A 26,883-nucleotide genomic window follows, 5' to 3' on the forward strand; every position below is an offset into this window, starting at 1 on the left:
GCGGCTGTTAAGATTGATGCGTCCCCGTCCACTGCTCACCCCGATGAACCGTACGCTCGACCATCGCAACCTGGCCATGCTGCTGCTCGAGGCCCGCGAAACGCTGATGGGTCTGTTTCGCCCCATTCTCAAGGAATTCGCGCTGACCGAACAGCAATGGCGGATCATCCGCGTGCTCGACGGCGAACCGGCGCATGCACTCGAAGCGGGACAGATCGCGCGACGCTGCTGCATCCTCAGCCCGAGCCTCACCGGCGTGCTGGAACGGATGGAGCGCGACGGCCTGATCACGCGCACGCGCGCGCAGGAAGATCAGCGCCGGCTGCTGGTCAGCCTGACGCCGCAAAGCAGGAAACTGGTCACGGAAATCGGTCCGCGGATCGACGAGCAGTACCAGCAACTCGAGTCGCGGTTCGGCCAGGACGGCCTCGAAGACATCTATCGCGCGCTCGACCGGCTCATCGAGCTCGGCGGCAACACGTAATGACAGCCCCCGCTCCCGCCAGCGGCGGAAACGGGGGCCAGTGCAGCGCGGGCGATCAGTGCACCGCGCCGCGCATCAGCTCGGTCACGGCCACGCCGCGCGACGTGCGCATGCACTCCTCGACGTAGTCGATGAACGGCAACGGCTCGAAATCGATTTCGTCGCGCACGCGGCGGTTGTCGAACACGCGATCGACCGTCGCGAATTCCCCGCAACGCTGCAGCGCCCGGCCGATCACGCGCTCGAGGGCCGGATCGGTCCGCCCGAGCACATCGCGCACCACCAGCGGCAACTCGGCCGGCGCGCACGCCGCGTAGCGCGGCGCGCCGGTCATCCCTGCCGCCTCGTCCATCGCACGCACGATCTGCGCGACCTGCGGCGCCTCGTCGCCGGCCGACACGTGATACAGGTCGTGTGCGAGCGTCGGCTTGACGGCCAGCAGCATCGTCGCGCGCGCCACGTCGTCCACCGACACGATATCGATACGCGTCATCGGCCGCGCGGTGAAGCGGCGCGCGGCATGCGCCAGGCGGAACATCCAGAACGAATTCGGCGCGGGCCGCGTACCGAGCACCGTGTGGCCGACCACATGCGACGGCCGCACCACGACGAGCGGCAGCCCGAGCGCGCGCAGGCGCTGCTCGGTCTGCGCCTTCGCGTGCAGGTAGTCCGCCGCGAGCACCGCGCCCGGCAGGCCTTCCTCGTCGTGCGCGACGTCGTTCGCCGCGTCGCCCGCCGTCTCTTCCTGCACGATCCCGCCGCGGCCCGCATGCGCGTAGGCGGTGCCGACATACACGAAGCGCTGCAGGCGCGGCGCCCGTGCGAAGCGTTCGGCGAAGCGCACCGCATCGGCGATGTCGGCCCGCAGGTGTGCGCCGTCGGCCGGCGACGCATGGCCCGCGCAATGAATCACGTGCGTCGCGGCGGCGAGGCGCGACGCGTCGGCGCCCTGCCATACGTCGCCGAGCGCACCGACGATCACGTTCGCATCGGTCAGGCGCGACGCCCAGTACGGCGCCAGCCCCGCTCGCAGCGCCGCCTCGCGCAGCCGCGCGACGGCGTGGCCGCGATCCTGCGCACGCACGACGCAGACGATGCGGTCGAGCAGCCCCGCATTGACGAGCGCCGTCAGCACGGTACTGCCGATGAAGCCGGTTGCGCCGGTCAGCACCAGCCGCCCGACGTTCGCCGCCGCGACCGGTGCGCTGGCCGGCGACACGAGGCTCGTCCGCCAGTTGAGCGACAACGCGGTTTTCCAGATCAGCACGATAGTCTCCTTCGAAGAGTCGGCCGGGCGGCGCGACGCCCGCGGTTGCGGGCTGCGCACGGCTCACCGGCCGGGCCGGGGCCTGACGCGCGCCCCGGCAGTCCCGATCGGGCGTGCGGCCCGCGATCGCGTCGATCGCGTCTCTGGCACGAGGCGGCGGCAGCCGCCGAGGACGGGCGTCCGCGGCACTGGATCGGGAAGATCCCAGTGTGGGGCCCGACCGCAGGCAAGTCTGTCCCGAAAGTTTCGTGAAAGTGTGCCGATTTGTACGCGATTGTCGGAGTCTGTCGTCCCGGCCGCGCCGTCAAAACGCCGCAACATCCGATCGGGCCGCCTTCCGACGGTGCCGTGCCGCCTCGGTCGGCCCGGTTTCCGCGGCCGGCCGCGCGCGACAGATCGACGCGCCTCGCGACGAGGTCATCCCATGTCTCGATGATCGCCCCGGCCCCCGTCGGCGCCGCGATCGCCGGTGCGCGCGTGTTTGCGCGCGCCACCGGAATAACCGTGAATCGTCAGACGTCGTTCCATCTGAAACCGCAATGAACTCAATACGGATTTATTGCGGTTTATCACTTGCGTTTCACACCAGTCTATCTAGACTGTTCAAGTCAAAACGGTCGAATGTGTCAATTTTTTTAGGAGACGATCACAATGCGCCTCACCATTCGGATTAATGGCAGCGAATCGGCAACCCGGCATTCCTTCGCGGTACTGTGGGTCGATACCGACGAGGGGCTGTGGTCGCGCGAGGCACATCAGGGCATGGATCTTCCGACCTGGGGCAAGGTTCGCGATGTCGAGGGCGCGATGGCGCTCTGCGCGGCCGACGGCGGGAATGCCGTGTGCCAGCTGAAGGGACTGTCGTTCGATGCAACGCAGCGCGAACAGGGCCCCGCCGTACTCGCCGGCGATCACCCCGGCGCGTGGCGGCTGCAGGCCGTCGATCGCTGCACCAGCGAGCCGGAATACCAGGAATTCATTTCCGTCGCCCGATAGAAATTATCGATGTAATTCGTCTGCGGTTTTCGGGTTTATTCCGGTTTCAACGATATTCATTTCGATATTCAGCATTAACGGCGCCCCATATCGGGGCGTTTTCATTTTCCGGTTCAAATAAATAACCGCGATCCGGGCAATTGATCGCACACCGGGGACGGCCGGCATCGGCTATCCCCGAAATCGCACGCCCGGATCGACACGCAGCGAATCGCCCGCCTTGCATCGCCGGCTGCGTCGTGTCGGTGCAGTGCCGTATCCCCCGCCTTTCCTCCCCGATTCCGCCCCTTGCCGGCGCACCGACACGCGCTTTTTCTCGGGGCCGGAACACACTTTCCCCACACGGTGTTTACTCATTTATTACAATCCCATTATTCAGACTGACTAGCCGCCCTTCGGCGGCCCGACCCGGCCATTGCATGAGCGTGAAAAAGAAGACCCACCCCGCCGATCCGTACGCGGCCGCGACCAAGAACCCCATGCTCGCGTCGCGCCTGCCGATGTGGCGCTCGAAGCTGATCGTGATCATCGTGTTCCTGGCGTTCGCCGCGCTGATCGGCCGCGCCTTCTGGGTGCAAGTCGCGAACAAGGAGTTCTACGTCGGCCAGGGACAGAAGCGCTACCAGCGCACGATCGAACTCGACGCGACGCGCGGCAGCATCGTCGACCGCAATGGCGCGATGCTCGCCGTCAGCCTGTCGACCTATGAAATCTGGGCGAACCCGAAGCAGGTTGCCGACACCGACTACCCGCAGATCTCGAAGCTGCTCGACATGCCGCTCGTCGAGGTCAAGCGGCGCCTCGGCAACGACAAGACGTTCGTGCTGCTCAAGCGGCAGGTCGACGCGGACACCGCGGGCAAGCTCGACAAGCTCGCGATCGACGGCATCACGCAGATCGCCGATTCGAAGCGCTTCTACCCGGAAGGCGAATCGGCCGCGCACGTGGTCGGCTTCACGAACATCGAGGACAAGGGCCAGGAAGGCGTCGAGCTCGCGGCGAATGCACGCCTGGTGGGCACGTCCGGGCAACGCGAGGTGATTCGCGACCGGCTCGGCCGCATCGTGTCGGACACGCGCCCGCTCGTCCCGGCGCAGCACGGCGCGACGATCGAACTGACGATCGACCGCCGCATCCAGCAGCTCGCGTTCAGCCAGCTCAAGGCGGCCGTGGTCGAGAACAACGCGATGGCCGGCAGCGTCGTGGTGCTCGACGCGCAGAACGGCGAGATCCTCGCGCTCGCGAACTACCCGACTTTCGACCCGAACGACCGCGCGCGCCTCACCGGCCAGCAGTTGCGCAACCGCGCGGTGATCGACACGTTCGAACCGGGCTCGACGATCAAGCCGCTCGTCGTTGCGCTATCGATCGACGAGCGCAAGGTCACCCCGAACACGATCATCAACACGTCGCCGGGCACCTACAAGATCGGCCCGGCCGTGATCCACGACACGTCGAACCACGGCTCGCTGACGGTCTCGCAGGCCCTGCAGAAGTCGAGTAACGTCGCGCTCGCGAAGCTCGCGCTGAACTTGCCCGCCGAAACGATCTGGAACAAATACCAGGAATACGGGATCGGCCGCGCGCCGGAACTGACGTTCCCGGGCGTCGCGTCGGGCCGGTTGCGCGGCTACAAGCGCTGGCGGCCGATCGAACAGGCGACGATGGCGTACGGCTACGGCCTGTCGATGTCGCTGCTGCAGATCGCGCAAACCTACACGGCCTATGCGGGCGACGGCACGCTGCACCCCGTGTCGCTGCTGAAGAACGGCACCGACCAGCAGACGATCGACGCACATCGCGGCCACCGCGTGACGTCGGCACAAACGGCGGCGTCGATCCGCTCGATGCTGGAGATGGCAGTCGGCGAAGGCGGCACGGGGCGCCGCGCGCGCGTCGATGGCTACCGGATCGGCGGCAAGACCGGTACCGCGCGCAAGCAGGTCGGCGCGACCTATGCGAAGGGCAAGTACCGCGCGCTGTTCGCGGGGATGGCGCCGATGAGCAACCCGCGCCTGATCGTCGCGGTGATGATCGACGAGCCGCGTGGCAAGGGCTACTACGGCGGCACAGTGGCCGGCCCGGTGTTCGCGTCGGTCACGAGCGGCTCGCTGCAGTTGCTCGGCGTGCCGCCCGACGCACCGGTCGAGCCCGAGAAGACGCCGCCGGCGAAGGCTATTGCGCCGCAGAAAACGGTGGCTGCGCCGAAAGCGGCGGCGACGCAGGCGAAGACGGCCGCTGCGCCCAAGTCGGCCGCGCCGCTGAAGACTGCCGCGCCGTCGAGAGCGCCGGCACAGGCACACTCGGCGGCGGGGTGATCGACGCAGCCCGTGCGACGCGCCACCCCCTCGGCGCGCGCGTCACGCCCCGACAGCCTCGTCGCCCCCTCACACCTCCCCGCCACCGGGCACCGTCCCACTTTCTAGGAACGCCGCGCATCATTTGAGCGTTCCCGCTGCCTCCTCCTACAATTTTTCCGCGTGCCGGGCAGCCCTGCCCGCGTGCGCGACTACAAAAAAGGAGAGAGACGCATGCGATTCCACTGGAAGACGCTCGCACTGGCCATGGCGAGCGCGGCGCTGGTCGGCGGGGTGCCCGCCCATGCCGCCGACCCGGCCGACGTGAAAATCGGCTTCCTCGTCAAACAGCCGGACGATCCGTGGTTCCAGGACGAATGGCGCTTCGCCGAGCAGGCGGCGAAGGAAAAGCACTTCACGCTGATCAAGATCGCGACGCCGAGCGGCGAAAAGGTGTCGACCGCGCTCGACAGCCTCGCCGCGCAAAAGGCACAAGGCGTGATCATCTGTGCACCCGACGTGAAGCTCGGACCCGGCATCGCGGCGAAAGCGAAGCGCGCGGGGATCAAGCTGATGTCGGTCGACGACCAGCTCGTCGACGGCCACGGCGCACCGCTCCCGGGCGTGCCGCACATGGGCATCTCCGCATACAAGATCGGCCAGCAGGTCGGCCAGGCGATTGCCGACGAGACGAAGCGGCGTGGCTGGAACCCGGCCGAGGTCGGCATCATCCGGATCGCGTACGACCAGTTGCCGACCGCGAAAGAGCGCACGACCGGCGCGGTCGACGCGCTCAAGGCGGCCGGCTTCCCGGCCGCGAACGTGATCGACGCGCCCGAAATGACCGCCGACACCGAAGGCGCGTTCAACGCGGCGAACATCGCGCTCACCAAGCATGCGAACTTCAAGCGCTGGGTCGCGTTCGGCTCGAACGACGACACGACGGTCGGCGCGGTACGCGCCGCCGAGGGGCGCGGCATCGGCGCCGACGCGATGGTCGCGGTCGGCATCAACGGCAGCCAGGTCGCGCTCAACGAATTCGCAAAGCCGAAACCGACGGGCTTCTACGGGTCGATCCTGCTGAATCCGCGCCAGCACGGCTACCAGACGAGCATCAACATGTACGACTGGATCACGAAGAACCAGGCGCCGCCACCGCTCGTGCTGACGTCCGGCACGCTGATCACGCGCGACAACGAAAAGCAGGCGCGCGCCGCGCTCGGCCTGTGAACCCGCGCAAGGAGCCGACATGACACGCACCACCCTCGTCACGGGCGCCGCCGGCGGCATCGGCCAGGCGCTGTGCCGCACCTTCCTTGCAGCGGGCGACCGCGTGCTCGCGCTCGATCGCGACCGCGCGGCGCTCGACCGCTTTCTCGATACGCTCGGCGACGCGCGCGTGTCGCCGGTTGTCGACGACCTCACCGACGCCGAGCGGCTGCGTTCGATGCTCGAATCGCATCCGCCAGTCGACGTGCTCGTCGCGAACGCGGGCACCGCTGCCTCGACCACGCTGCGCGACACGACGCCCGCCACCTGGCGCACGGATCTCGACGCGAACCTGACGGCCACCTACGTGAGCGTCGAAGCCGTGCTGCCCGGCATGCGGGCACGCGGACGCGGCGCAATCGCGATCATCGGTTCGGTCAACGGCGTGCATGCGCTCGGGCATCCGGCGTACAGCGCGGCGAAGGCCGGACTGATCAGCTACACGAAATCGCTCGCGATCGAATACGGCCGCGACGGCGTGCGCGCGAACATCGTGCTGCCGGGCACCGTGAAGACCCCCGCGTGGGAAGCGCGCGTGGAACGCAACCCGCAGGTGTTCGAGCAATTGAGGAAGTGGTATCCGCTCGACGATTTCGCGACGCCCGACGACGTCGCGCAGGCCGCGCTGTTCCTGTGCTCGCCGGCCGCGCGGATCATCACCGGTGTGGCGCTGCCCGTCGATGGCGGCCTGCTGGCCGGCAATCGCGTGATGGCGCAGGAACTGACGCTCGAGACGTTCTACTGAAACTGAAGCACGCAGGGCCGGCGGCCGCCCAGGCCGCCGCGCCCTGCCCGATGCGCGGCGCGATGCCGCGCGCCGTCAATGCGCAGCGGCCGCGGCCGGCTTCGTCATCCTGCCGAGCACGTGCTCGGTCATCCCGCGCGCGAGTTCGGACTCGCCCATGAACACGGTGCCGATGCCCTCGTTCGACAGCAGCGCGGCCTCGTCGCCGCTGTTCGTGCACAGCACGACCTCGAGCGTCGGGTTCAGCGTGCGCGAGATCTCGACGATCTGCCGCACGTCGAACACATCGGGCAGCGTGACGACCAGCATCCCGGCGCGCGCGATATGTGCCTGCACGAGCACGATCGGCTCGATCGCGTCGCCCGACACGGCCGCGACGCCATCCTCGCGCAACTTCTCGACGAGCTCGCGATTCTGCTCGACGACGACATACGCGATGCCGCGCTCGTCCAGCGCGTGTGCGATCCGCGTGCCGACCTTGCCGTAGCCGACGATCACGACCTGCCCGGTCAGGTGCGTCTGCGGTGTCGACATCGGCAGCGCGGCGAGCGGATCGTCGCGCGCCTCGAGCTTGCGCGCGAACGCCGAATGCTTGCGGATCCACGCAAGCGCCGGATCGATCATCGCGAACAGCAGCGTGTTCATCGCGATCGAGATCAGCGCGACGGCCAGAATCAGGCTCTGCCCTTCGGCCGACAGCAGCCCGAGCGCACGGCCGAGCCCCGCGAGGATGAACGAGAACTCGCCGATCTGCGCGAGCCCCGCGCCAACCGTCAGCGCGGTGTTCAACGGATAGCGGAACGCGATCACGAGCGCAACCGCCGCGAGGGTCTTGCCGATCACGACGATCGCCGCGACCTCGATCACGTGCAGCGGCTCCGCGAGCAGGATCTTCGGGTCGAACAGCATCCCGACCGAAATGAAGAACAGCACCGAGAACGCGTCGCGCAGCGGCAGCGTCTCGTCGGCCGCGCGCCGGCTGAATTCCGACTCGCGCATCATCATCCCGGCGAAGAACGCGCCGAGCGCGAACGACACGTCGAACAGCTTCGCCGCGCCGAACGCGATGCCGACCGCGGCCGCGATCATGCACAGCGTGAACAGCTCGCGCGAGCCCGTGCGCGCGACGAGCCACAGAATGCGCGGAAACACGCGCTTGCCGACCACCAGCATCAAGGCGATGAACGCCGCGACCTTCAGCATCGTGACGCCGAGCGTGCCCCATACGCTGCCGCCGGCCGCGTGCGCGTCGCCGGGCGGCGTGCCGCCGAGCAGCCCCGCGACGGGCGGCAGCAGCACCAGCACGAGCACCATCACGAGATCCTCGACGACGAGCCAGCCGACCGCGATGCGCCCGTTGACCGTCTCGACCAGCCCGCGCCCTTCGAGTGCACGCAGCAGCACGACCGTGCTCGCGACCGACAGCGCCAGCCCGAACACGAGCGCCGCCCCGACGCTCCAGCCCCAGGTGAGCGCAAGCCCGCCGCCGAGCAGCGTGGCCACCGTAATCTGGACGATCGCGCCCGGCAGCGCGATCTTGCGCACCGCGAGCAGATCGCCGAGCGAGAAATGCAGGCCGACGCCGAACATCAGCAGCATCACGCCGACTTCGGCGAGCTGCTGCGCGAGCGACAGGTCGCCAACGAAACCGGGCGTGCCGGGGCCGATCACGATCCCGGCGAGCAGATAGCCGACGAGCGGCGGCATTTTCAACAGCGACGCGAAATAACCGAAGACCATCGCGAGACCGAAACCGGCCGCGAGCAACGCAATCAGGCTGACGTCATGAGGCATCCCCCCTCCCGAAGTTCTTGTAACTATTTAGTAAGGTTCAAGAACGAAAGGATAAGGGATGAGGCGGAAAAATGGCGCGCCGCCGCGAAAATTTCACGTATTGGCGCGCCTCTGCGGGGTGCAACCCCGGCGAAATGAACGGCGCCGCGCAGGGGCGGCGGCGCCTTGAAGCACATCGGACAGGCGGGGCTCGCGCCCCGCCGCCCCGTCAGCGCGACGCTTGCGGGAACCGCGCGCCCGGCGGCGGTTCCGGCCGGGTCGACGGCACGCTCTTGCGCACCTTCGCGACCTGCGCGGCCGTCACCGGCGCACCCGTATTGCCCCAGCTCGTGCGCACGAAGTTGGACACGTCCGCGACTTCCTGGTCCGACAGGCGCCAGCCGAACGGCGGCATCGTGAAGGTCGACGGCGCGGTGCGCGTGCCCTCCAGCGCACTGCCTTCCAGCACGACGTGGATCAGCGAAGTCGGATCGTCGCCCTGCACGACCGGGTTGCCGGCGAGCGCCGGGAACACGCGCGTGTAGCCGTGGCCGTCGCTGCGGTGGCAGGCCATGCAGTTGTCGCGATAGACGGCCGCGCCCGGCTTGCTTGCGTCGCCGGTCTGCAGCGCCTTCGCGGCAGCCGCGTCGTACACGTGCGGCTGTTCGCCCTGCACGCGCGGCGGCAGCGTCTTCAGGTAGCGTGCGATCGCGTTCAGGTCGTCGTCGGTCATGTGCTGCATGCTGTGACCGACCACGTCCGTCATCCCGCCGAACGCGGCCGTACGCAGCGTGCGGCCCGTCTTCAGGAACTGCACGATCTCGGTTTCCGTCCACGTGCCGAGGCCCGTGCGCGGCTCCCCGCGCAGGCTCGTCGGCACCCAGCCGTCGATCGCCGCGCCGCCGGCCAGGAAGTCGAGGCCGCCGGCATCGGTCAGCGCACGCTCCTGCATCGTCACCGCGCGCGGCGTATGGCACGCGCCGCAGTGGCCGAGACCCTGCACGAGATACGCGCCGCGCGCGACCACCGGATCGGTGTACGGCGCCGCGTCGAACGGCTTCGGCGTCGGCGCGAACATCTTGCGCCAGATCCCGAGCGGCCAGCGCATCGACAGCGGCCACACGATGTCGACCGCGCGGTTCTCGTGCTCGACGGGCGCGACGCCGTGCATGAAGTACGCGTACAGCGCCTTCATGTCGTCGTCGGTCAGGCGTGCATAGGACGGGAACGGCATGGCCGGATACATCGTGTCGCCGTTCTTGCGCACGCCCTCGCGCACCGCGCGCGTGAAGTCCTCGACCGTCCAGCCGCCCAGGCCCGTTTTCGGATCCGGCGTGATGTTCGTCGAATAGATCCCGCCGATCGGCGTATCGAATTTCAGCCCGCCCGCGAACGGCTTGCCGCCGCTCGCGGTGTGGCACGCGATACAGTCGCCCGCTCGCGCGAGGTATTCGCCGCGCTTGATCAGGGCCGCGTCGGCGGATTGGGCCGCGGGTGCGGCCGCCGGCCCGGAAGCCGCCGCGGGCGCTGCCGGCTGCGCGAAGGCCGTCGAGCCCGCGAAGCCGAACGCGGCCCAGGCCGCACCGGCCGCCAGCGCGCGCGACATCCGGCGCGCGACGTTGTGGTTCATCGTCGTCTTCATACGGTCACCAGCGGAGCGGGATTTTTCAGGTATTGCTCGCGGATCGCACGCGCCGACCAGTAGGCCAGCGCCGCGATGATCCCGGTCGGGTTGTAGCCGATGCCCTGCGGCAGCGCCGATGCGCCCATCACGAACACGTTGTGCACGTCCCAGCATTGCAGGTAGCGGTTCAGCACGCTCGTCTTCGGGTCGGTGCCCATGATCGCGCCGCCGACGAGGTGGGTCGTCTGGTATGCGCGCGAATCGAAGTGCTTGCCGAACTCGCGCGTCGACACGCCGATCGCCTTCGGGCCCATCGCCTCCGCGATCTTCTTCATCTGCCCGGTCACGTACTGCGCCATCTTGATGTCGTTGTCCTTCCAGTCGAACGTCATCCGCAGCAGCGGCTGGCCGTACGAATCGCGATAGGTCGGATCGAGGTCGAGATACACGTCGCGGTACGACATGTTGGTGCCGTGCGCGTCCATCGAGATCGTGTGCGCGTAGTTGTCCTTGACGGCCTTCTTCCACGCCGAGCCCCACTGCGGCGTGCCGGGCGGCGTCGCAATGCCGCTGATCGGCTTCACACCGGCCTGGTTCACCCACAGCGGCGAGCCGCCGACGAAGCCGAGCGGGCCGTGGTCGAAGTTGTCCGCGTTGAAGTCATCGACCGCGACGCCGTTGCCGCCGGCGCCGACGAACGGGTTCGTGTAGGTGTCCTTGTCGAAGAACGCCTTGATCGTCGACAGGTTCTGGTACGCGAAATTGCGGCCCACGACGCCTTCGCCCGAGATCGGGTCGTACGGCTTGCCGATGCCCGACAGCAGCAGCAGGTGCACGTTGTGATACTGGAACGCGGCCACGATCACGAGATCGGCCGGCTGGTGCACTTCACGCCCGGCCGGGTCGACGTAGGTCACGCCCGTCGCGCGCTTCTTCGTGTCGTCGAGGTCGACGCGCAGCACGTGGCACTTCGAGCGCAGCTCGAAGTTCGGCGCCTGCTTCAGCGCGGGCAGGATGTTCAGGTTCGGCGACGCCTTCGAGTACATGTAGCACGCGTAGCCGCTGCAGTAGCCGCAGAAGTTGCACGGGCCCATCTGCACGCCGTACGGGTTCGTGTACGGGCCCGACGTGTTCGCCGACGGCAGCCGGTACGGATGCAGGCCGAGCGATTTGGCCGCATCGGAGAAACGCTGCGCCGAATAGGTATTGAGCTGCGCGGGCAGCGGGAAGTTGTCGCTGCGATTCGCTTCGAACACGTTGCCGTCGCCGACCACCTTGCCGCCGACCTTGTACGCCTGCCCCGACGTGCCGAACACCTTCTCGGCGAAGTCGAAATACGGCTCGAGCTCGTCGTAGGTCACGCCCGTGTCCTGGATCGTCATCCCTTCCGGGATGAACTTCTTGCCGTAGCGCTCTTCATAGTGGCTGCGCAGGCGCAGCTCTTCCGGCGTGATCCGGAAATGCACGCCCGACCAGTGCAGCCCCGCGCCGCCCACGCCTTCGCCCGGCAGGAACGCGGCAAGCTGCCGGTACGGCAGCGCGGTGTCCTGCAGGCCGTGGCGGATCGACACGGTCGTCTTCGACAGGTCGAGGAACAGCTTCTTGCGGATGTTGTAGGTCAGCTCGTCGATCGTGTTCGGATACGCGCCGTCCGGATAGGTGTCGCGATACTCGCCGCGCTCGAGCGCGACGACGTTCAGGCCCGCTTCGGTCAGTTCCTTCGCGAGAATCGCGCCGGTCCAGCCGAAGCCGACGATCACCGCATCGACATGCGGCTTTTTCTCTGCGGCCATCAGCTGCGCTCCCCGTTGATCGAGACGGGGCCGTACGGATAGGGCTTGCCGCTCTGGTTGACGAAATCCATGAAGTCCGCGCGCGCACCCGGAAAGCCGATCATCTTCCACGCGGCCATGTCGTGATTGCCGCCATGCACCGGATCGCAGAAGTAGCCTTCGCGCGTGTTCTGCAGCAGCTGGCCGAAGAACACGCCGGGTGGCACGTCGTCGATCTGCGCGCCGCCCTTCTCCAGCGCGCCGAGCACGGTGTCGCGCGTCGGCGCGTCGAGATCCGCGAACGCCTTGCCGTGGGTCTTCTCGCAATAGCGGTTGACCGCCGCGATGCCGAGCCGGTAGATGTCGCGCGGCACCAGCTTCAACTGGTAGCCGAGCTCGGGCACGCCCTGCTGGAACGGCCCCTGCATGTACCAGGTCGCGCCGTGCGCATACGGCGTCTCCATCTGGCGGTCGATGAAATCGGGCACGCCCGATTCGAGCGCGCCGGGGCCTTCGGCGTCGGCCGGAATCAGCCGGTCGACGGCGGCCTGGACGAACGCCCATTCCTTCGCATCGAAGAAGGTCGGCTTGTACGGAGCGCGTTCGGCGTTGGCCGATGCGCCGGGCGCGTTGCCGGTCGTCGCGGACTGCGACGAAGAGCGCAGGTCGCAGCCGGCGACCGACGCGATCGGCACGAGCGCGACCGACGTGCGCAGGAAACGGCGGCGCGAGTTGGGTTTGTCAGGTGGCGTGGACATGGTCGGATGTTGATCGTTGGGGATCGGGGCCCGGACGCGCGCACTCCGCATGCGGCACATCCGGCATGGCAGCCATGCCGCACGCGGCTGGCCGTCCTGTTCTTTCGTCTGTTGCGAACAACCTCGATGCAGGCACCGCTCGTGCAACGCGCGGCAGCGCCTTCATGCAGCCGCGCAGCGCGCCCGTTCAGGCTGCACCGCACGGGTCGACCTCTCGCGGGCCTTATCGTCTGACAAATACCGGCATCTGCCCGCATTTGCCCCTCATCGCTCATGACCCTCATTCAACTTAGACGCCACGTTTGCCGACAGCAAGCGCGACGTGCACGACCCTCTTTCGGATCCGGCAACAAGAGCCGCGGATTATATATGGAACCGGTTCCAATAAAAGAGGCGTCAATGCAATTCAATGCATTGAAAATCGCAACAATTGAAAAATCCGGAAGCCGGAACGTGCAAGGATCGCGCGATTAGCGGGCGATGTCGGTATCAGGCAGAGGATTGTTGTGTACCGAGCGTGGCCGAAGGCTGTCTCTTTCCAGCCACATGGGGCATCCGAGGGAGCCGGTTCGCATGGCGGCCTGATGGCCTCCGCGCGTCATGCGTACCTGGAAGAAAGAACGACCGGCGCCCGTCATCACGTGCAGTTGTCGCCGGAATCCGGACAGCACTGGCCGTCGGCACGCGCGACGGCGTGCCCGTGATGCTCGACTTGGACGTGAAGCGCATGCATCGGCAAGGCCACATGCTCTTCGTCGCCGAAAACGGCGCAGGGTTGACCGACGCCGTGCCGGTGGAATGCCTTATGGCGAGGGCTACGCCTGCGCGCTGAGACGCGCGCTCACCACGGCCAGAACATCGACGCGATGGACAGCGCCAGCGCCGCGCAAAGCGGCGAGTAATACAGCGAGTCCATCCGCGCGAAACGCGACCCGCGAATCCGCTTGAAGAAGCCGACGTAACGGAAATCGCCGACGGCCCGCACCGCGAAGATCAATGCGAGCGCAACGACCGCGAACGTGATCGCGCCGTGATACGGATTCAGCCCCAGCCAGCCGGCACGCGCGGCGACCACGCACGCGCCGCCCAGCAACGCCGCCGCGACGGCAAGCGTGCCGATGGCGGTCGGCCGCAGCAGCGGCACGCCGTCCTGCTCCGGAATGGCCGCTCCCTTGCCGCGCCGCCCGCCCAACGCCCAGTAGACGTGAATGAGTGCGATTGCGCTAAGCGTCGGCACGATGAAATACGCTCCGGTCATGGCGGTCAGTGTCCTCGTCTCGTTGTGTCGTTATCTCGATGTGTTGCCGGCAAGGTTCCGGCGCGCGGCCTCGGCCCGCGACACACGTGACGATACCGAAACCCGGCAACACATGCATTGCGACGTCCGGTCGCAACCCGCCACGACGCATGTTGCGATGCAGTGTGCGCGCAGGCGCACGCGGGCCGGCCGCTTGACTTCCCTCCGCGCACTACTACCCTGTTATTCCAGTACTGCGATCGATACGCCCCCGCGCGATCGGCCGCACGTGCATCGTTCGCCGCATCGCGCACCTGCACGACAACGATAACGAAGGCCATGGAGGCGACTCATGCTGATCGGTGTGCCGAAAGAGATCAAGAACCACGAATACCGTGTCGGCCTCACGCCAGCCGGCGCGCACGAACTGACACGACACGGCCATCGCGTACTGGTGCAGCGCGGCGCGGGCACGGCGATCGGCCTGCTCGACCACGACTACACGGCCGCGGGTGCATCGCTCTGCGACGGCGCCGACGAAGTCTTCGCGCGCGCCGACATGATCATCAAGGTCAAGGAGCCGCAGCCGGCGGAGTGCGCGATGTTGCGGCGCGGGCAGATCCTCTATACGTATCTGCATCTCGCGCCCGATCCCGAACAGGCAGCCGCGCTCGTGAAGTCCGGCGCCGTCTGCATCGCCTACGAAACCGTGACGGGCCCGGGCGGCGGCTTGCCTCTGCTGGCGCCGATGAGCGAGGTGGCCGGGCGCATGTCGATCCAGGTCGCGGCGACCCACCTCGAAAGCCCGCGTGGCGGGCGCGGCCTGCTGATGGCCGGTGTGCCCGGCGTGCCGGCCGCGCATGTCGTCGTGCTCGGCGCGGGCGTGGTGGGCACTGGCGCGCTGCAGATGGCGGTCGGCCTCGGCGCACGTGTCACCGTGCTCGACACCAACGTGAACCGGCTGCGCCAGCTCGACCTCGTGTTCGCCAACCGGATCACGACCGTCTGCTCGAATGCGCACACGATCGACGAAGCCGTGCGCGATGCCGATGTCGTAATCGGCGCGGTGCTCGTGCCGGGTGCGTCGGCGCCGCGGCTCGTCACACGCGACATGATCGCGACGATGCGTACCGGGGCGGTCGTCGTCGACGTCGCGATCGACCAGGGTGGATGCTTCGAGACCTCGCATGCGACGACGCATGCGGACCCGACCTTCGTCGTCGACGGCGTCGTGCACTACTGCGTCGCGAACATGCCCGGCGCAGTCGCGCGCACGTCGACCTTCGCGCTGAACAACGCGACACTTGGGGCTGCGCTCGCGCTCGCCGACAAGGGCTGGAAGCAGGCGATGACCGACGATCCGCATCTGCGCGCGGGATTGAACGTGTGCGACGGACACATCACGTACGAAGCGGTCGCGCTGGCGCTCGGCCTGCCCTATGTGCCGGCGGCCGACGTGCTGGCATGACGTGACCGCATTCACGCATGGCTGATGGCTGGCGGCACGCGCCGCCGGCCGCGTTCACGCGCCCTTCGCGCCGCTGCGCTTCGACGCGCCGTCCGCCCCCATCGTGCGTGCAAGCAGCGGCCTCAACTGCGCAAGCGTGCGCGTGTTCAGCACGTCGGGCCGCGTGAGCCAGCCGCGCCGCGCCTGATCGACGCCGTACGCGAGATTGTCGAGTTCGTCCGTGCTGCACGCATCCGAGCCGATCGCCACCGGCACGCCGGCCTTCGCGGCCTCGCGGCACCAGATGTCCGGCAGGTCGAGCCGCCGCGGCTGTGCATCGAGTTCGACGAAGCAGCCGCGCGCCGCGGCGTGCGCGATCACGCGGGGCACGTCGAGTTCGCATGCCTCGCGCTCGCCGAGCACCCGGCCCGTCGGGTGCGCGAGAATCGTGAAATGCGGATGGTCCATCGCGCGCAGCATGCGCGCGGTCTGCGCGTCGCGCGACAGCGCGAAGCCGTCGCGTACCGCACCGACCACGAGATCGAGCCGGCCGAGCATCGCATCGGGCACATCGAGACTGCCGTCCTCGCGAATGCCGGCCTCCACGCCCTTGAGCAGCACGAAATCGTCGAACGACGCATTGACGCGATCGATCTCGTCGAGTTGCCGGGCCAGCCAGTCGAAGCTGTCGCGGCCGCCGCCGGCATGCGGTGCCCGGTCGGTGATGGCCAGGTACGCGAACCCGCGTGCGCGTGCCGCATCGGCCATCGCGCGCAGGCTGTCGCGGCCGGCCGATGCATCGGTATGCGCATGCAGATCGCCGTGGACGTGCTTGCGCTCGACCAGCGCCGGCAGCGTGCCCGCGCGCGCCGCGTCGATCTCGCCGCGATCCTCGCGCAATTCGGGCGGCACGTCGTGCAGCCCGATCGCCGCATAGACCGACGCCTCGGTCGCGCCGGCGATCCGTTCGTCGCCGCGAAACACACCGTATTCGTTGATCTTCAACCCGCCGGCCTGCGCGATCCTGCGCAACGCGATGTTGTGCGCCTTCGATCCGGTGAAGTAGACGAGCGCCGCGCCGAACGCCTCGGCATCGACGACGCGCAGGTCGACCTGCAATCCGCTGGCGAGCACGACGCTCGACTTCGTCTTGCCGTGCGCCAGCACGCGCGCCACCTCGCCATAGCCGACGAATGCTTCGGCGACGGCGACCGGATCGCGTGCGGTGACGAGGATGTCGAGATCGCCGACCGTCTCGCGGCGGCGGCGGAAACTGCCGGCCGGCACGGCCTTGCCGACGCCCGCGATCGCGCGCAGGCGTTCGAGCAGCGGCAGCAGCGAATGCGCCGCATCCGGCAGCAGGAAGCGTTGGGGGTCGCGCTTCAGCCGGTCGTCGATCGCTTCGAGCAGATGTGCTTCGGTTTTCGCGCCGAAGCCCGGCAGCTCGCGCACGTGCCCGCTCTTCGCTTCCGCGCGAAGCTGCTCGAGCGAATCGACGTGCAGTGCGTCATGCAGCGCCTTCACGCGTTTCGCGCCGAGCCCCGGCACGTCGAGCAGCTCGACGATCGCGCCCGGCAACGCATGGCGCAGCGTTTGCTGCAGCTCGCAGGTGCCGGTCGCGGCGATCTCGCGCAGCTTCGACGCGAGATCGGGCCCGATCGACGGAATCTTCCCGAGATCGTCGCCGTTCGCGATCATCGTCGGGATATCGCGCCCGTAGTCGGCAATCGTCCGTGCGGCGTTGCGATAGGCACGCACCCGGAACGGATTGGCGCCCTGGATCTCGAGCATGTCGGCGATCTCGGCGAACACGGCCGCACACCCGGCATTGTGGATCGGCATGATCGGCGTGGCTCCCTTCCACGTGGATGGCGCCGCGCGCGTGCGCGACGGCGTCTGCCCACCCGGCGCCGCATGCTGACGCCGCCGGGCGCCCGTTCATCATCGTACGCCGGCCGCGCATCGCGTGCAGCGCCGTTGCGGTCGCGTCGTCGGAATCAGAGGGAGGCGCGCGGCGTCGTGGCGTAGTGCCGCTCGTAGATCGACTGGCAATGCGTGCAGCGTTCGGCGGCCGGACGCGCCAGCAGGCGCTCGTAGCCGACCGAGCCGTCGCAGTCGATGCATTCGCCGTAGCTGCCGTCGCGCATCCGCTGCTGGGCGCGGCCGATCGCGCGCAGTTCGGTCAGCTTCATGCCGATCAACGCATGATCGACGTCGACGAACAGATCCGCATTCGCCTCGTCGCCCTCGTCCGGCGCCGCGCCGGCAAGGTCTGCGTAGGATTCCGACGCACGCTGGTCTTCGCTCGTGCGGATCTCCGCACGCAACGTCTGCTCGCTCTCGTTCAGCCGCTGTTTCAGCGTCTGCCGTTGTTGTTGGTCGAGCGCCATGGCCGTCTCTCCTGTTCCGGGTTCCGCGCGGAGCATTGCGGCGCGCGGTGTCGCGCCGGTGCGCGGCGGGCAGGCGTCACCGCCTGCCACCGTGTCCGGATGTGCGGCCGGAGACAACAAGTGCCGGACGCATTCGACGCAGGATAAACCCATTGAACACGCATGTGTTGACCGGAATCAGCGTGCACTGCAGCGTTCGGCATGCGTTTCGTGAAACTGGGGACGGACGCGAAATCACGACACGATCGCCAGGCGAAGCGACGCCGCCGATGGCGAGCGCTGGCGCGAACGCCGCGCCCGCCGCCGGCTTGCCACGACCCGGGTGGACTGCGGGCTCAGCGTACGTCCTCGCCGAGCCACTGCTTGCTGATCGCCCCGTACTCGCCGTCCTTGAGCATCGTATCGAGCGCGGCGTTGATCGCATCCAGCAGTTTCGGGCTGTCCTTGCGCACCGCGATCCCCATCTTCTCCGGATACAGCAGCGGCCCGGCCGGCTTCGCATCGACATGCTTGTCGCGTATCGTCAGGATGCCCGCGATGCGGTCCGTCACGAATCCTTCGATACGGCGGTTCTGCAAGTCGATCAGGATGTCGGGCAGCCCCTTGTAGGTCTTCACCTGCACGTCGGGCCGATTCTTGCGCAGCCACGCCTCGTACGTCTCGCCGAGCGTGACACCGATCACCTTGCCCTTCAGCTGCCCGATGTCCTGCACCGTGCTGCCCTTCGGCACGAAGAGTTGCGCGCCCGAACGATAGTACGACCGCGTGAAATCCACGGCCTTCAACCGCTCGTCGGTGATGGCCAGGCTGCCGATCACGGCGTCGTACTTGCCGGCCAGCAACCCGCCGACGATGCCGTCCCACGCGGTCATGACCGGGACCGGCTTCGCGCCAAGCCGGTTCGCGACGCGATTGCCGATATCGACGTCGAAGCCGGTCAGCTTGCCCGACTCGTCGATGAAACTGAAGGGCGGATACTTGCCGGTCAGCGCGAACGTCAGGTTGCCGGTCTGCCGGACCCTGTCGAGATCGTCGGCGTGCGCCGCGACGCTGGCGGCACCGATGAGCGCCGCGCAGGCCACCCTCGTCAATCGTTGCATCAAAGTCATTTCCAGTCTCCAGAATGTCGATTTGATCGTGAATCGAACGCATCGAGGCGTTCGACGTGGCATCGCGCGGTCACTCGCGCTGCGCGACCTCGAACAACGCGGCGGCGCCCTGCCCGCCGCCGATGCACATCGTGACGACGACGCGGCGTACGCCACGTCGTGCCCCTTCGAGCAACGCATGCCCGACCATCCGCACGCCGGTCATCCCATACGGATGACCAAGCGCAATGCTTCCGCCGTTGACGTTGACGGTTTCATACGACAGTCCGAGCGCATCGACGCAATGCACGACCTGCGACGCGAATGCTTCGTTGAGTTCCCACAGGTCGATATCGGCAGCAGACAGCCCCGTGCGCGCGAGCAGCTTGTGGACGGCCGGCACCGGGCCCACGCCCATCTCGTCGGGCCGGCAGCCGGCGACCGCGCACGCGATCATGCGTCCGAGCGGCGGGGCGTCCAGCGTCCGCAACATCGCACCGGATACGACCGCGCAGGCGGCCGAACCGTCCGCGAGCGCACAGGCATTGCCGGCCGTCACGGTGCCCCCGTCACGCACGGCATCGAGCGCGGCCAGCGCGTCGGCCGACGTACCGGGGCGCCTGCACTCGTCTTCGCTCACGCGCAGCGTGCGCGGCACGCTGTCGCCGCTCGCCTTGTCCCGCTCGAGCTTGCGCACGTCGACCGCGACGATTTCGTCGCGCAGCCAGCCCGCTTGGGCCGCATGCGCCGCACGATGCTGGCTGAGCGCCGCGTAGTCGTCCTGTGCGCGACGTGACACGCGATATCGGCTCGCGACCACATCCGCCGTCTCGACCATCGGCATATAGGCGCCGGCGTGTCGGGCCAGCAACTGTTCGTCTTGCTGACGATAGCGATTCATGTTGGCGTTCTGGACGAGGCTGATCGATTCGACGCCACCCGCCAGAATCGCGTCGGCTTCGCCACCGGCGATTCGCGCCGACGCCATGGCAACCGCCATCAGTCCCGACGCGCATTGCCGGTCGACCGTCATGCCCGCTACGCTGACGGGCAGATCCGCCGCCAGCGCCGCCATCCGGCCGACGTTGTAATACTGCGTGCCTTCCGGCAATGCGCAGCCGAGCATCACGTCGTCGATCCGTTCCGGATCGAGACCGCTGCGCGCCACCGCGGCGCGTAACGACAGGGCCGCAAGGGTCGGCGACGTCGTATCGTTGAACGCGCCGCGAAACGCACGCCCGATCGGCGTCCGTGCATATCCGACGATCCATGCGTCGCGATCGGTGTACGTCATGCGGCCTCCCTGGCAACGGTGAAGTCGGCATCGGTCAGATTCCGGATGTCCGCCACGCTCATCGCTCCCAGTCGCTCGACCAGCGTCAGCCCGTCCGCGTCGCACCGGAATACCGCGTGTTCGGTAATGACCATCGCGACACGGCGCCGGGCCGTGAGCGGCAACGTGCAGTGCTCGACGATCTTCGGCCGGCCGTTCTTGTCGGTGTGCGGCATCGTCACGATCACGCGGCGCGCCTTCTGCGCGAGTTCCGCGCCGCCGCCGATACCGGCCACGAGGCCGCCCGGCACGAGCCAGTTCGCGAGGTCGCCGTAGGCCGACACCTGCAACGCGCCCAGGAACGTGATGTCGACCAGCCCGCGCCGGATCATGCCGAACGACTCGGCGCTGTCCACGATCGCGCCACCCGGCACGACCGACACGTAGCCGCCGCCGGCATCGATCAACTCGCGGTCGAGATCGGCCGCGCGCGCCAGCGCACCGACGCCGACGATGCCGTTCTCCGAGTGGATCCAGGCGGCAGGCGGATCGCCGAGATACGACGGAATCAGGGTCGGCAGGCCGATGCCGAGATTGATCAGTTGCCCACGCGCCACCTCGCGCGCGGCCCGGCGCGCGATCACGTGGCGCGGGTCAGCGCTGGATGGGCTGGTATTCATCGCTGTCTCCGTCGATCTGGATGAGGCCGTGCACGTGAATGCCAGGCGTATGGATGTCGTCGGGTGCCATCGGTGTCGCGTCGACGACGCGTGCCTCGACCAGCACCCGCTCCGCGGCCATCGCCATCAGCGGCGAAAAGTTGCGCGCCGCACCGCGATAGCGCAGATTGCCGCCGGGATCGGCCCGGTCGGCGCGAAGCAGAGCGAAATCCGCATGCAGCGCGGATTCGAAATACAGCGTCCGCCCATCGACCGAAATCGTCTCGCGCGTCACGCCGAGTTCCGGCGGCAGTTCGATGTCGGTCACGACGCCGGGCAGGCCGACGCCCGCACAGCGAATGCGTTCGGCGAACAACCCTTGCGAAAAGAATTCGACCTGCAGCGCGCCGGACAGGTATGCGCGCCGCGCGGGCCCGCTCAAGCCGAGATGCGTCGTCAGCAGCCGCCGCACGACACCGGCCTCGATCAGTCGCGACACGCCGTAGTTGTCCTGGTTCGCGTCGTTCTTGATGATCGTCAGATCGCGCTTGCCTTGACGTTGCAACTCGGCGAGCAGCGAGAACGGCGTGCCCGGCGACCCGAAACCGCCGACCATGATCGACGCGCCGTCCGGGATCGGTGCGACCGCGTCGGCCAGTTGCATGCGCTTGTCCATGCGTGAATCCCTCATCGCCCGAGCGTCCGGAATGCCCGGTCGAGCCGCTCGACGATCTCGTCGCATTGCGCGCGCGTCGTGATCAGCGGCGGTGCGATCAGCGTATGGTCGCCGGTTTCGCCCATCAACGACTTGCGCGGGTAGACGATCACGCCCTGTTCACGCGCGGCGCGCGTCACCTGCTCGCCGAACCGGAGCGCCGGGTCGAACGGGGTTTTCGCGTCGCGATCCGAGACGTACTCGATCGCCTGCAGAAAGCCGCGTCCGCGCACGTCGCCGATGAAATCGTGCCGCGTCGCGAGATCGTCGAGCAGGTCGCGCAGATAGTCGCCGGTCACGGCCGCGTTCTCCACCAGCCCCTCGCGTTCGATCACGTCGATCACGGCCAGCGCCGTCGCGCTCGCGAGCGGATTGCCGGCGTAGGTATAACCGTGCTGGAATCCACCCGACGCCAGGATCGGGTCGGTCAGCTCGGCCCGGGTGACGATCGCCGACGTCGGGTAGTACCCGGCGCCGAGCCCCTTCGCGACACACAGGATGTCGGCGTCGACGTTCCAGTGCTGAAAGCCGAACCAGCGCCCCGTGCGGCCGATACCCGTCATCACTTCGTCAAGAATCAGCAGGATCCCGTGCCGCGAGCAGATTTCGCGGATACGCGTGAAATACGCATCGTGCGGCACTTCGGCGCCCGTGCTCGCGCCACCGATCGGCTCCGCGACGAAGGCGGCCACCCGTTCGGCGCCGACTTCGCGAATCGCCGCGTCGAGTTCGTCCGCACAATCGAGCGCATGCTGTTCCGCGGTCTTCCCGGCAGGCACGCGATACTGCGTCGGCGAAGCCACCTTCGGATAAAGCTGGATCATCGGCTCGAACGGCCGGGTAAGCGGCGTGTAGCTCGTCATCGCGAGCGCGCCCATCGTCGAGCCGTGATAGGACGGCTGACGCGCGATGAACACGCTGCGCGCCGGCGCGCCGCGGCATACCCAGTACTGGCGTGCGAGCTTCAATGCCGATTCGACGGACTCCGAGCCGCCGCTGGAGAAGAACACGCGATCGAAACGGCCGCCGGCAAGGCCGACGAGCTTCTCCGCGAGATCCACGGCAGGCTGGTTCTCGAACTGTGTGCGGTACGAGAACGCGACCTTGTCGAGCTGCGCGAGCATCGCGTCGCGGATGGCCGGATGGCCGTGTCCCAACTGGGCCACGATGGCGCCGGAACACGCGTCGATGTGACGATTGCCGTCCGTGTCCCATGCATAGATGCCTTCGGCGCGCGCGATGGTCGGCAGCTGCACGGCAGACTGATAAAAGAGATGGTCGCTCATTGACGTCCTTTTCGGGTTGCGTAAGGTAATTCGATGTCGCGCGCACTCACCGGATGTCGGCAAGGAACGCCTGGGTCCGTTCGTGCGACGGCCGATGAAAGATCTCGGACGGGCAGCCGTCCTCGACGATCCGGCCGTCGGCCATGAAGACGACGCGATCCGCCACGCGCTCCGCGAACCGCATCTCGTGCGTGACGACCATCATCGTCATGCCGGCCTTTGCCAGCCGCTCCATGACCGCCAGCACGCCGCCGACCATCTCGGGGTCGAGTGCCGACGTCGGTTCGTCGAACAGCATGGCGTCGGGCTTGAGGACCAGCGCCCGTGCAATCGCGACGCGCTGCTTCTGGCCACCGGACAGATTGCCGGGATAGACATCCTGCTTGTCGAGCACGCCGACCTTGTCGAGCAGTTCCCTCGCTTCGTCGCGTGCCTGCGCGGCCGCCATGCCGAGCAGCTGCATCGGCGCGAGCGTCAGGTTTTCGAGCACGGTCAGGTGCGGGAACAGGTTGAAATGCTGAAACACCATGCCGACCTTCATCCGCATCGTATTCAGGTAACGCTCCTGGGCACCGTGTCCGCGGGCAGGATCGTTGACGAGACTGCCGAGCACCCTCACCTCGCCCCGCGTCGGCGTCTCGAGATGATTCACGCAACGCAGCAGCGTGCTCTTTCCCGATCCGCTCGGGCCAATCAGCACGACCACCTCGCCCTTGCGGACCTCGAGTGATATGCCCTTCAACACCTCGAGCGCGCCATAGGTCTTGTGGATGTCGCGCAGGACGATCTGCGGCTGGGCCCCGTTCATGCGCGACCTCCCTTCAGGATCAGACGCTGTTCGAGCTGGCGCAGCGCCATGCTCGTACCGGTGGTCAGCAATGCATAGATCATGGCGCAGGCGAAATAGAGTTCGAATGGCTTGAAGGTCGCGCCGACCAGTTGCTGCGTGCGCATGAACAGCTCCGCGAGCGTAATGGTCGACACGAGCGACGTGTCCTTGGTGAGAATGATCAGGTTGTTGCCGAGCGGCGGCACGATCAGCTTGAGCGCCTGGGGCAGCACGACGAGCCGCATCGTGCGCGCGGCGCCAAAGCCGAGCGACCGCGACGCCTCGATCTGCCCGTGCGGAATGGCGAGGATGCCCGCCCGAATCGTCTCCGCGTTGTAGGCGCCGACGTTGAGCGCCAGACCGATCACGCCGGACGTGAACGGCGACAGCTCGATGCCGAACTGCGGCAGCCCGAAATAGATGATGAAGAGCTGCACGAGCAGCGGCGTCGAGCGGATCAGCCAGATGTAGGCGCTCGTGGCATCACGCAGCACACGATGGCGCGACAGTCGGCCGAGCGCGGCGCCAAGGCCGATGACCAGGCCGAATACGGTGGCGAGCAGTGTCAGCTCCACCGTCACGGCGGCCGCTTCGAACAGCATCGGCAGGTACTTGAAGACGAGATGGAAATCGAACATGGCATGGCGGACAGCGCGCTGCGCGGCGGCGCAACGGCGCTGAAGGTGTCTCCGTAAGATGAGTGACCGATTTGATTCATCATCTGCCGACGGCTCGAAAGCCAATACAGCAAAAGGAACCGGCCTGTTGTTTGACTGGATCGCAGTCTCGCTTTGAATTATTTTTCGGTCAATATATGATCTTTTTTAATCAATTGATTGACCGGAGCGAACATGCGGAGCGACTTCAGCCTGCGCGACATCGAAATCTTCCATGCGATCGCCACGGCCGGCTCCACGCGGCAAGCGGCGGTTCAGCTGGGCATCACGCAGTCGGCAGTCAGTCATGCCCTCGCGAGGCTGGAGGACAGCCTGCGGATCCGGCTGTTCGCGCGCGAGAACCAGCGCCTGCAGATCTCGCCGGCCGGCCGCTACATGCTCGACGAGGCCGTGCAGTTGCTCGACCGGCTGAATCGCATCGAAGAGGAAATTTCGCTGTTGCAGGACAACGGCGTCGCGTCGCTGCGCATCGGTTGCGCGCCGGGGCTGTGCCACAGCTTCGGGCCCCGGCTCGCGCAGCAGTATGCGCAGGCGCATGACGGCACGGGTGTCGCGCTCGACGTCGCCGCGAGCGGACGGCTCATCTCGGATGTGGAAGGCGGTCGCCTCGATCTCGCGATCGTGTCCTACGAGATCCACGAACCGGGCCTGATCTTCGTGCCGGTGTTCGGCGCGAAGATGGTCGCGCTGCTGACGCGCAAAAACCGGCTTGCCGCGCGCAAGCTGCTGACCTACGACGATCTTGCCGATCAGCAGTACATCAAGCCGATCCAGTCCGACCATCTGATCTACGACGACTCAAGCGATCGCCGGCGGCTCGGCTACGAATTGCGCGTCAGCATGAGTTCGCTCGGCGAAGTCATCCGGCTCACCGACGGCGTCAGTCTGCTCAATGCGCTGACCGCCGCCGACCTGTGCGCGAACCGCGAACTGGTTGCGCGTCCGTTCGATTCGAGCCAGTGGTTCAACTTCTACCTCGTTCACCAGCATGCGCTGAAGAACAATCCGGCCGTGCGCGACGTGCTCGACATCGCGCAAGCGTGCGTCAGGGATACCGCCGAGCGCTCGGCCTATCCCGACGCGTTCGTGATGCGCTGACGCGCGTTCCCGCCGCCGCGCGCCGCGATGTGGAGCACGGCACGCGCGGCGGGCAAGCGCGATGGCACGCCGTACTCGAATTCACCGCTGACGGAATGCCCGGCCGCCGGTCAGAACGCGTTGCGCCCGATGAAGCCGCGCACGACCGTCAACAGGATGATCTTGATGTCGAACCAAAAGCTCCAGTTCTGCATGTAGAACAGATCGAACTTCACGCGCGCTTCCATCGCCTCGACCTTGCGGGTCTCGCCGCGATAGCCGTTCACCTGTGCCCATCCGGTGATGCCGGGCCGCACGCGGTAGCGATACATGTAGCAGTCGATCAGTTGCCGGTAGAAATCGTCGTGTTCGATCGCATGCGGACGCGGGCCGACGACCGACATCTGCCCGAACAGCACGTTGAAGAACTGCGGCAGTTCGTCGAGCGACGTGCGCCGCAGGAACGCGCCGACGCGCGTGATGCGCGAATCGTTGCGCGACGCCTGCCGCACGACGCCAGGCTGGTCGCGATGCACGCGCATCGTCCGGAACTTCAGGATGTCGAACTCGCGGCCGTCGACGCCCTTGCGGCGCTGCCTGAACAGCACGGGCCCCGGCGACGACAGCTTGACCGCGATCGCCAGCAGCGACAGCAGCGGCAGCAACGGAATCAGCACGCCGAACGCGAACAGCCGGTCGAACGCGAACTTCGCCCACAGCTCCGGCGCCGAGCGCGGCGTGGTCGCGAGATTGATCGCCGGCATGCCGAGCACGTCGGTCGCCGAGCGATCGACCACGGCCATCTGGCGCACGTCGGGCAGCAGCCGCAGTTCCACGAACTCGTCGCGCAACTCGCGGACGATGCGCTGGATCCGCCACTCGTGCGACATCGGCAGCGTGAGCCACACCTCGTCGATCTCGCCGCCGCGAATCAGGTCGCGCAACGCGTTCCAGTCGTCGATCACCGGCACGCCGCCGATGCCGCCGGAGGCTGCCTGCGCATCGTCATCGAAGACGCACACCGCCGCGAACGGGCCCTGCGGCGCGAGTTGCATCCGCTCGACCGCGACACGCCCGTACGCGGTTGCACCGACCACCGCGGCGCCCGCCAGCGGCGCGAGCACCTTCGGGTGCGACACGCCGGCTTCGCCGATGCCGATCAGCCCGTACGTGAGCAACCCGAGCCAGACCACGCTCAGCACCTGGCCGAGCGGATCGAA

Annotated in this window: 23 protein-coding genes; 7 read left to right on the forward strand and 16 right to left on the reverse strand. The window is 67.4% G+C overall.

The window, feature by feature from the left end; translation table 11 throughout:
• Positions 1-43: 43 nt before the first annotated feature.
• Positions 44-484, forward strand: coding sequence for a homoprotocatechuate degradation operon regulator HpaR (gene hpaR / locus G3N61_RS16840; RefSeq protein ID WP_043183515.1), 441 nt, complete (start codon positions 44-46; stop codon positions 482-484).
• A gap of 55 nt (positions 485-539) precedes the next feature.
• Here hpaR and G3N61_RS16845 read toward each other — a convergent pair whose 3' ends face one another.
• Entirely contained in the window at positions 540-1,751 is a 1,212-nt protein-coding gene (locus G3N61_RS16845; RefSeq protein WP_043183514.1) for an SDR family oxidoreductase, read from the reverse strand.
• A 651-nt stretch (positions 1,752-2,402) separates the two neighbouring features.
• Between G3N61_RS16845 and G3N61_RS16850 the strand changes: the two genes are divergently transcribed.
• The 4 genes from G3N61_RS16850 (at position 2,403) to G3N61_RS16865 (ending at position 7,058) form a co-directional block, all read left to right on the forward strand.
• Positions 2,403-2,747 carry a DUF3564 family protein gene (locus G3N61_RS16850; RefSeq protein WP_043183513.1) on the forward strand — a complete coding sequence of 115 codons (345 nt, stop codon included), beginning with the start codon at positions 2,403-2,405 and terminating at the stop codon, positions 2,745-2,747.
• Positions 2,748-3,166: 419 nt separating this feature from the next.
• Positions 3,167-5,065: a penicillin-binding protein 2 gene (locus tag G3N61_RS16855; protein WP_205823117.1), complete on the forward strand. Its 1,899-nt coding sequence runs from the start codon at positions 3,167-3,169 to the stop codon at positions 5,063-5,065.
• 246 nt (positions 5,066-5,311) lie between these two features.
• Positions 5,312-6,274 (forward strand): arabinose ABC transporter substrate-binding protein, encoded by a 963-nt coding sequence (locus tag G3N61_RS16860; protein WP_241017783.1) that lies wholly within the window; start codon positions 5,312-5,314, stop codon positions 6,272-6,274.
• A 19-nt stretch (positions 6,275-6,293) separates the two neighbouring features.
• On the forward strand, positions 6,294-7,058 hold the full coding sequence (locus tag G3N61_RS16865; protein ID WP_205823118.1) for an SDR family oxidoreductase: 765 nt from the start codon (positions 6,294-6,296) through the stop codon (positions 7,056-7,058).
• Between the two features lie 75 nt (positions 7,059-7,133).
• Here G3N61_RS16865 and G3N61_RS16870 read toward each other — a convergent pair whose 3' ends face one another.
• From G3N61_RS16870 to G3N61_RS16890, 5 genes are all read right to left on the reverse strand, one after another.
• Positions 7,134-8,852 (reverse strand): cation:proton antiporter, encoded by a 1,719-nt coding sequence (locus G3N61_RS16870; RefSeq protein WP_205823119.1) that lies wholly within the window; start codon positions 8,850-8,852, stop codon positions 7,134-7,136.
• 208 nt (positions 8,853-9,060) lie between these two features.
• Positions 9,061-10,473: a cytochrome c gene (locus G3N61_RS16875; RefSeq protein ID WP_205823120.1), complete on the reverse strand. Its 1,413-nt coding sequence runs from the start codon at positions 10,471-10,473 to the stop codon at positions 9,061-9,063.
• A complete protein-coding gene (locus tag G3N61_RS16880) occupies positions 10,470-12,248 on the reverse strand; it encodes a GMC family oxidoreductase (RefSeq protein ID WP_043183504.1) in 1,779 nt (592 codons plus the stop codon). Before G3N61_RS16880 ends, G3N61_RS16875 begins: the two co-directional genes overlap by 4 nt.
• The gene (locus G3N61_RS16885; protein WP_043183503.1) at positions 12,248-12,985 is read right to left on the reverse strand and encodes a gluconate 2-dehydrogenase subunit 3 family protein; all 738 of its coding nucleotides are present in this window, start codon (positions 12,983-12,985) and stop codon (positions 12,248-12,250) included. Before G3N61_RS16885 ends, G3N61_RS16880 begins: the two co-directional genes overlap by 1 nt.
• 841 nt (positions 12,986-13,826) lie before the next feature.
• Positions 13,827-14,243 carry a DUF3995 domain-containing protein gene (locus G3N61_RS16890; protein WP_043183502.1) on the reverse strand — a complete coding sequence of 139 codons (417 nt, stop codon included), beginning with the start codon at positions 14,241-14,243 and terminating at the stop codon, positions 13,827-13,829.
• Between the two features lie 331 nt (positions 14,244-14,574).
• On the opposite strand from G3N61_RS16890, the gene ald reads away from it, so the two are divergent.
• Positions 14,575-15,690: an alanine dehydrogenase gene (gene ald / locus G3N61_RS16895; RefSeq protein WP_043183500.1), complete on the forward strand. Its 1,116-nt coding sequence runs from the start codon at positions 14,575-14,577 to the stop codon at positions 15,688-15,690.
• A gap of 54 nt (positions 15,691-15,744) precedes the next feature.
• Here ald and polX read toward each other — a convergent pair whose 3' ends face one another.
• The 9 genes from polX to G3N61_RS16940 all read right to left on the reverse strand — a co-directional run bounded on the left by polX (position 15,745) and on the right by G3N61_RS16940 (position 24,547).
• Positions 15,745-17,511 carry a DNA polymerase/3'-5' exonuclease PolX gene (gene polX, locus G3N61_RS16900; protein ID WP_205823121.1) on the reverse strand — a complete coding sequence of 589 codons (1,767 nt, stop codon included), beginning with the start codon at positions 17,509-17,511 and terminating at the stop codon, positions 15,745-15,747.
• Between the two features lie 155 nt (positions 17,512-17,666).
• The gene (locus G3N61_RS16905) at positions 17,667-18,059 is read right to left on the reverse strand and encodes a TraR/DksA family transcriptional regulator (protein WP_043183498.1); all 393 of its coding nucleotides are present in this window, start codon (positions 18,057-18,059) and stop codon (positions 17,667-17,669) included.
• 335 nt (positions 18,060-18,394) lie between these two features.
• A complete protein-coding gene (locus tag G3N61_RS16910; protein ID WP_235995908.1) occupies positions 18,395-19,168 on the reverse strand; it encodes an ABC transporter substrate-binding protein in 774 nt (257 codons plus the stop codon).
• 70 nt (positions 19,169-19,238) lie between these two features.
• Entirely contained in the window at positions 19,239-20,441 is a 1,203-nt protein-coding gene (locus G3N61_RS16915; RefSeq protein WP_205823122.1) for an acetyl-CoA C-acyltransferase, read from the reverse strand.
• Positions 20,438-21,100 (reverse strand): 3-oxoacid CoA-transferase subunit B, encoded by a 663-nt coding sequence (locus G3N61_RS16920; protein WP_241017779.1) that lies wholly within the window; start codon positions 21,098-21,100, stop codon positions 20,438-20,440. Before G3N61_RS16920 ends, G3N61_RS16915 begins: the two co-directional genes overlap by 4 nt.
• Complete coding sequence (locus G3N61_RS16925) at positions 21,075-21,755, reverse strand: 3-oxoacid CoA-transferase subunit A (protein WP_043183493.1); 681 nt, start codon at positions 21,753-21,755, stop codon at positions 21,075-21,077. Before G3N61_RS16925 ends, G3N61_RS16920 begins: the two co-directional genes overlap by 26 nt.
• Positions 21,756-21,766: 11 nt before the next feature.
• Positions 21,767-23,080 carry an aspartate aminotransferase family protein gene (locus G3N61_RS16930; protein ID WP_205823123.1) on the reverse strand — a complete coding sequence of 438 codons (1,314 nt, stop codon included), beginning with the start codon at positions 23,078-23,080 and terminating at the stop codon, positions 21,767-21,769.
• A 46-nt stretch (positions 23,081-23,126) separates the two neighbouring features.
• On the reverse strand, positions 23,127-23,888 hold the full coding sequence (locus tag G3N61_RS16935) for an amino acid ABC transporter ATP-binding protein (protein WP_205823124.1): 762 nt from the start codon (positions 23,886-23,888) through the stop codon (positions 23,127-23,129).
• Complete coding sequence (locus tag G3N61_RS16940; RefSeq protein WP_043183487.1) at positions 23,885-24,547, reverse strand: amino acid ABC transporter permease; 663 nt, start codon at positions 24,545-24,547, stop codon at positions 23,885-23,887. Before G3N61_RS16940 ends, G3N61_RS16935 begins: the two co-directional genes overlap by 4 nt.
• A gap of 213 nt (positions 24,548-24,760) precedes the next feature.
• Between G3N61_RS16940 and G3N61_RS16945 the strand changes: the two genes are divergently transcribed.
• Entirely contained in the window at positions 24,761-25,684 is a 924-nt protein-coding gene (locus tag G3N61_RS16945) for a LysR family transcriptional regulator (RefSeq protein WP_043183486.1), read from the forward strand.
• Between the two features lie 110 nt (positions 25,685-25,794).
• Here the strand turns inward: G3N61_RS16945 and G3N61_RS16950 are convergent.
• A partial coding sequence (locus G3N61_RS16950) for an undecaprenyl-phosphate glucose phosphotransferase (protein ID WP_241017780.1) occupies positions 25,795-26,883 on the reverse strand: 1,089 nt, incomplete at its 5' end.

It is taken from the genome of Burkholderia sp. Ac-20349 (assembly GCF_017104865.1).
Lineage (GTDB): Bacteria > Pseudomonadota > Gammaproteobacteria > Burkholderiales > Burkholderiaceae > Burkholderia > Burkholderia aenigmatica.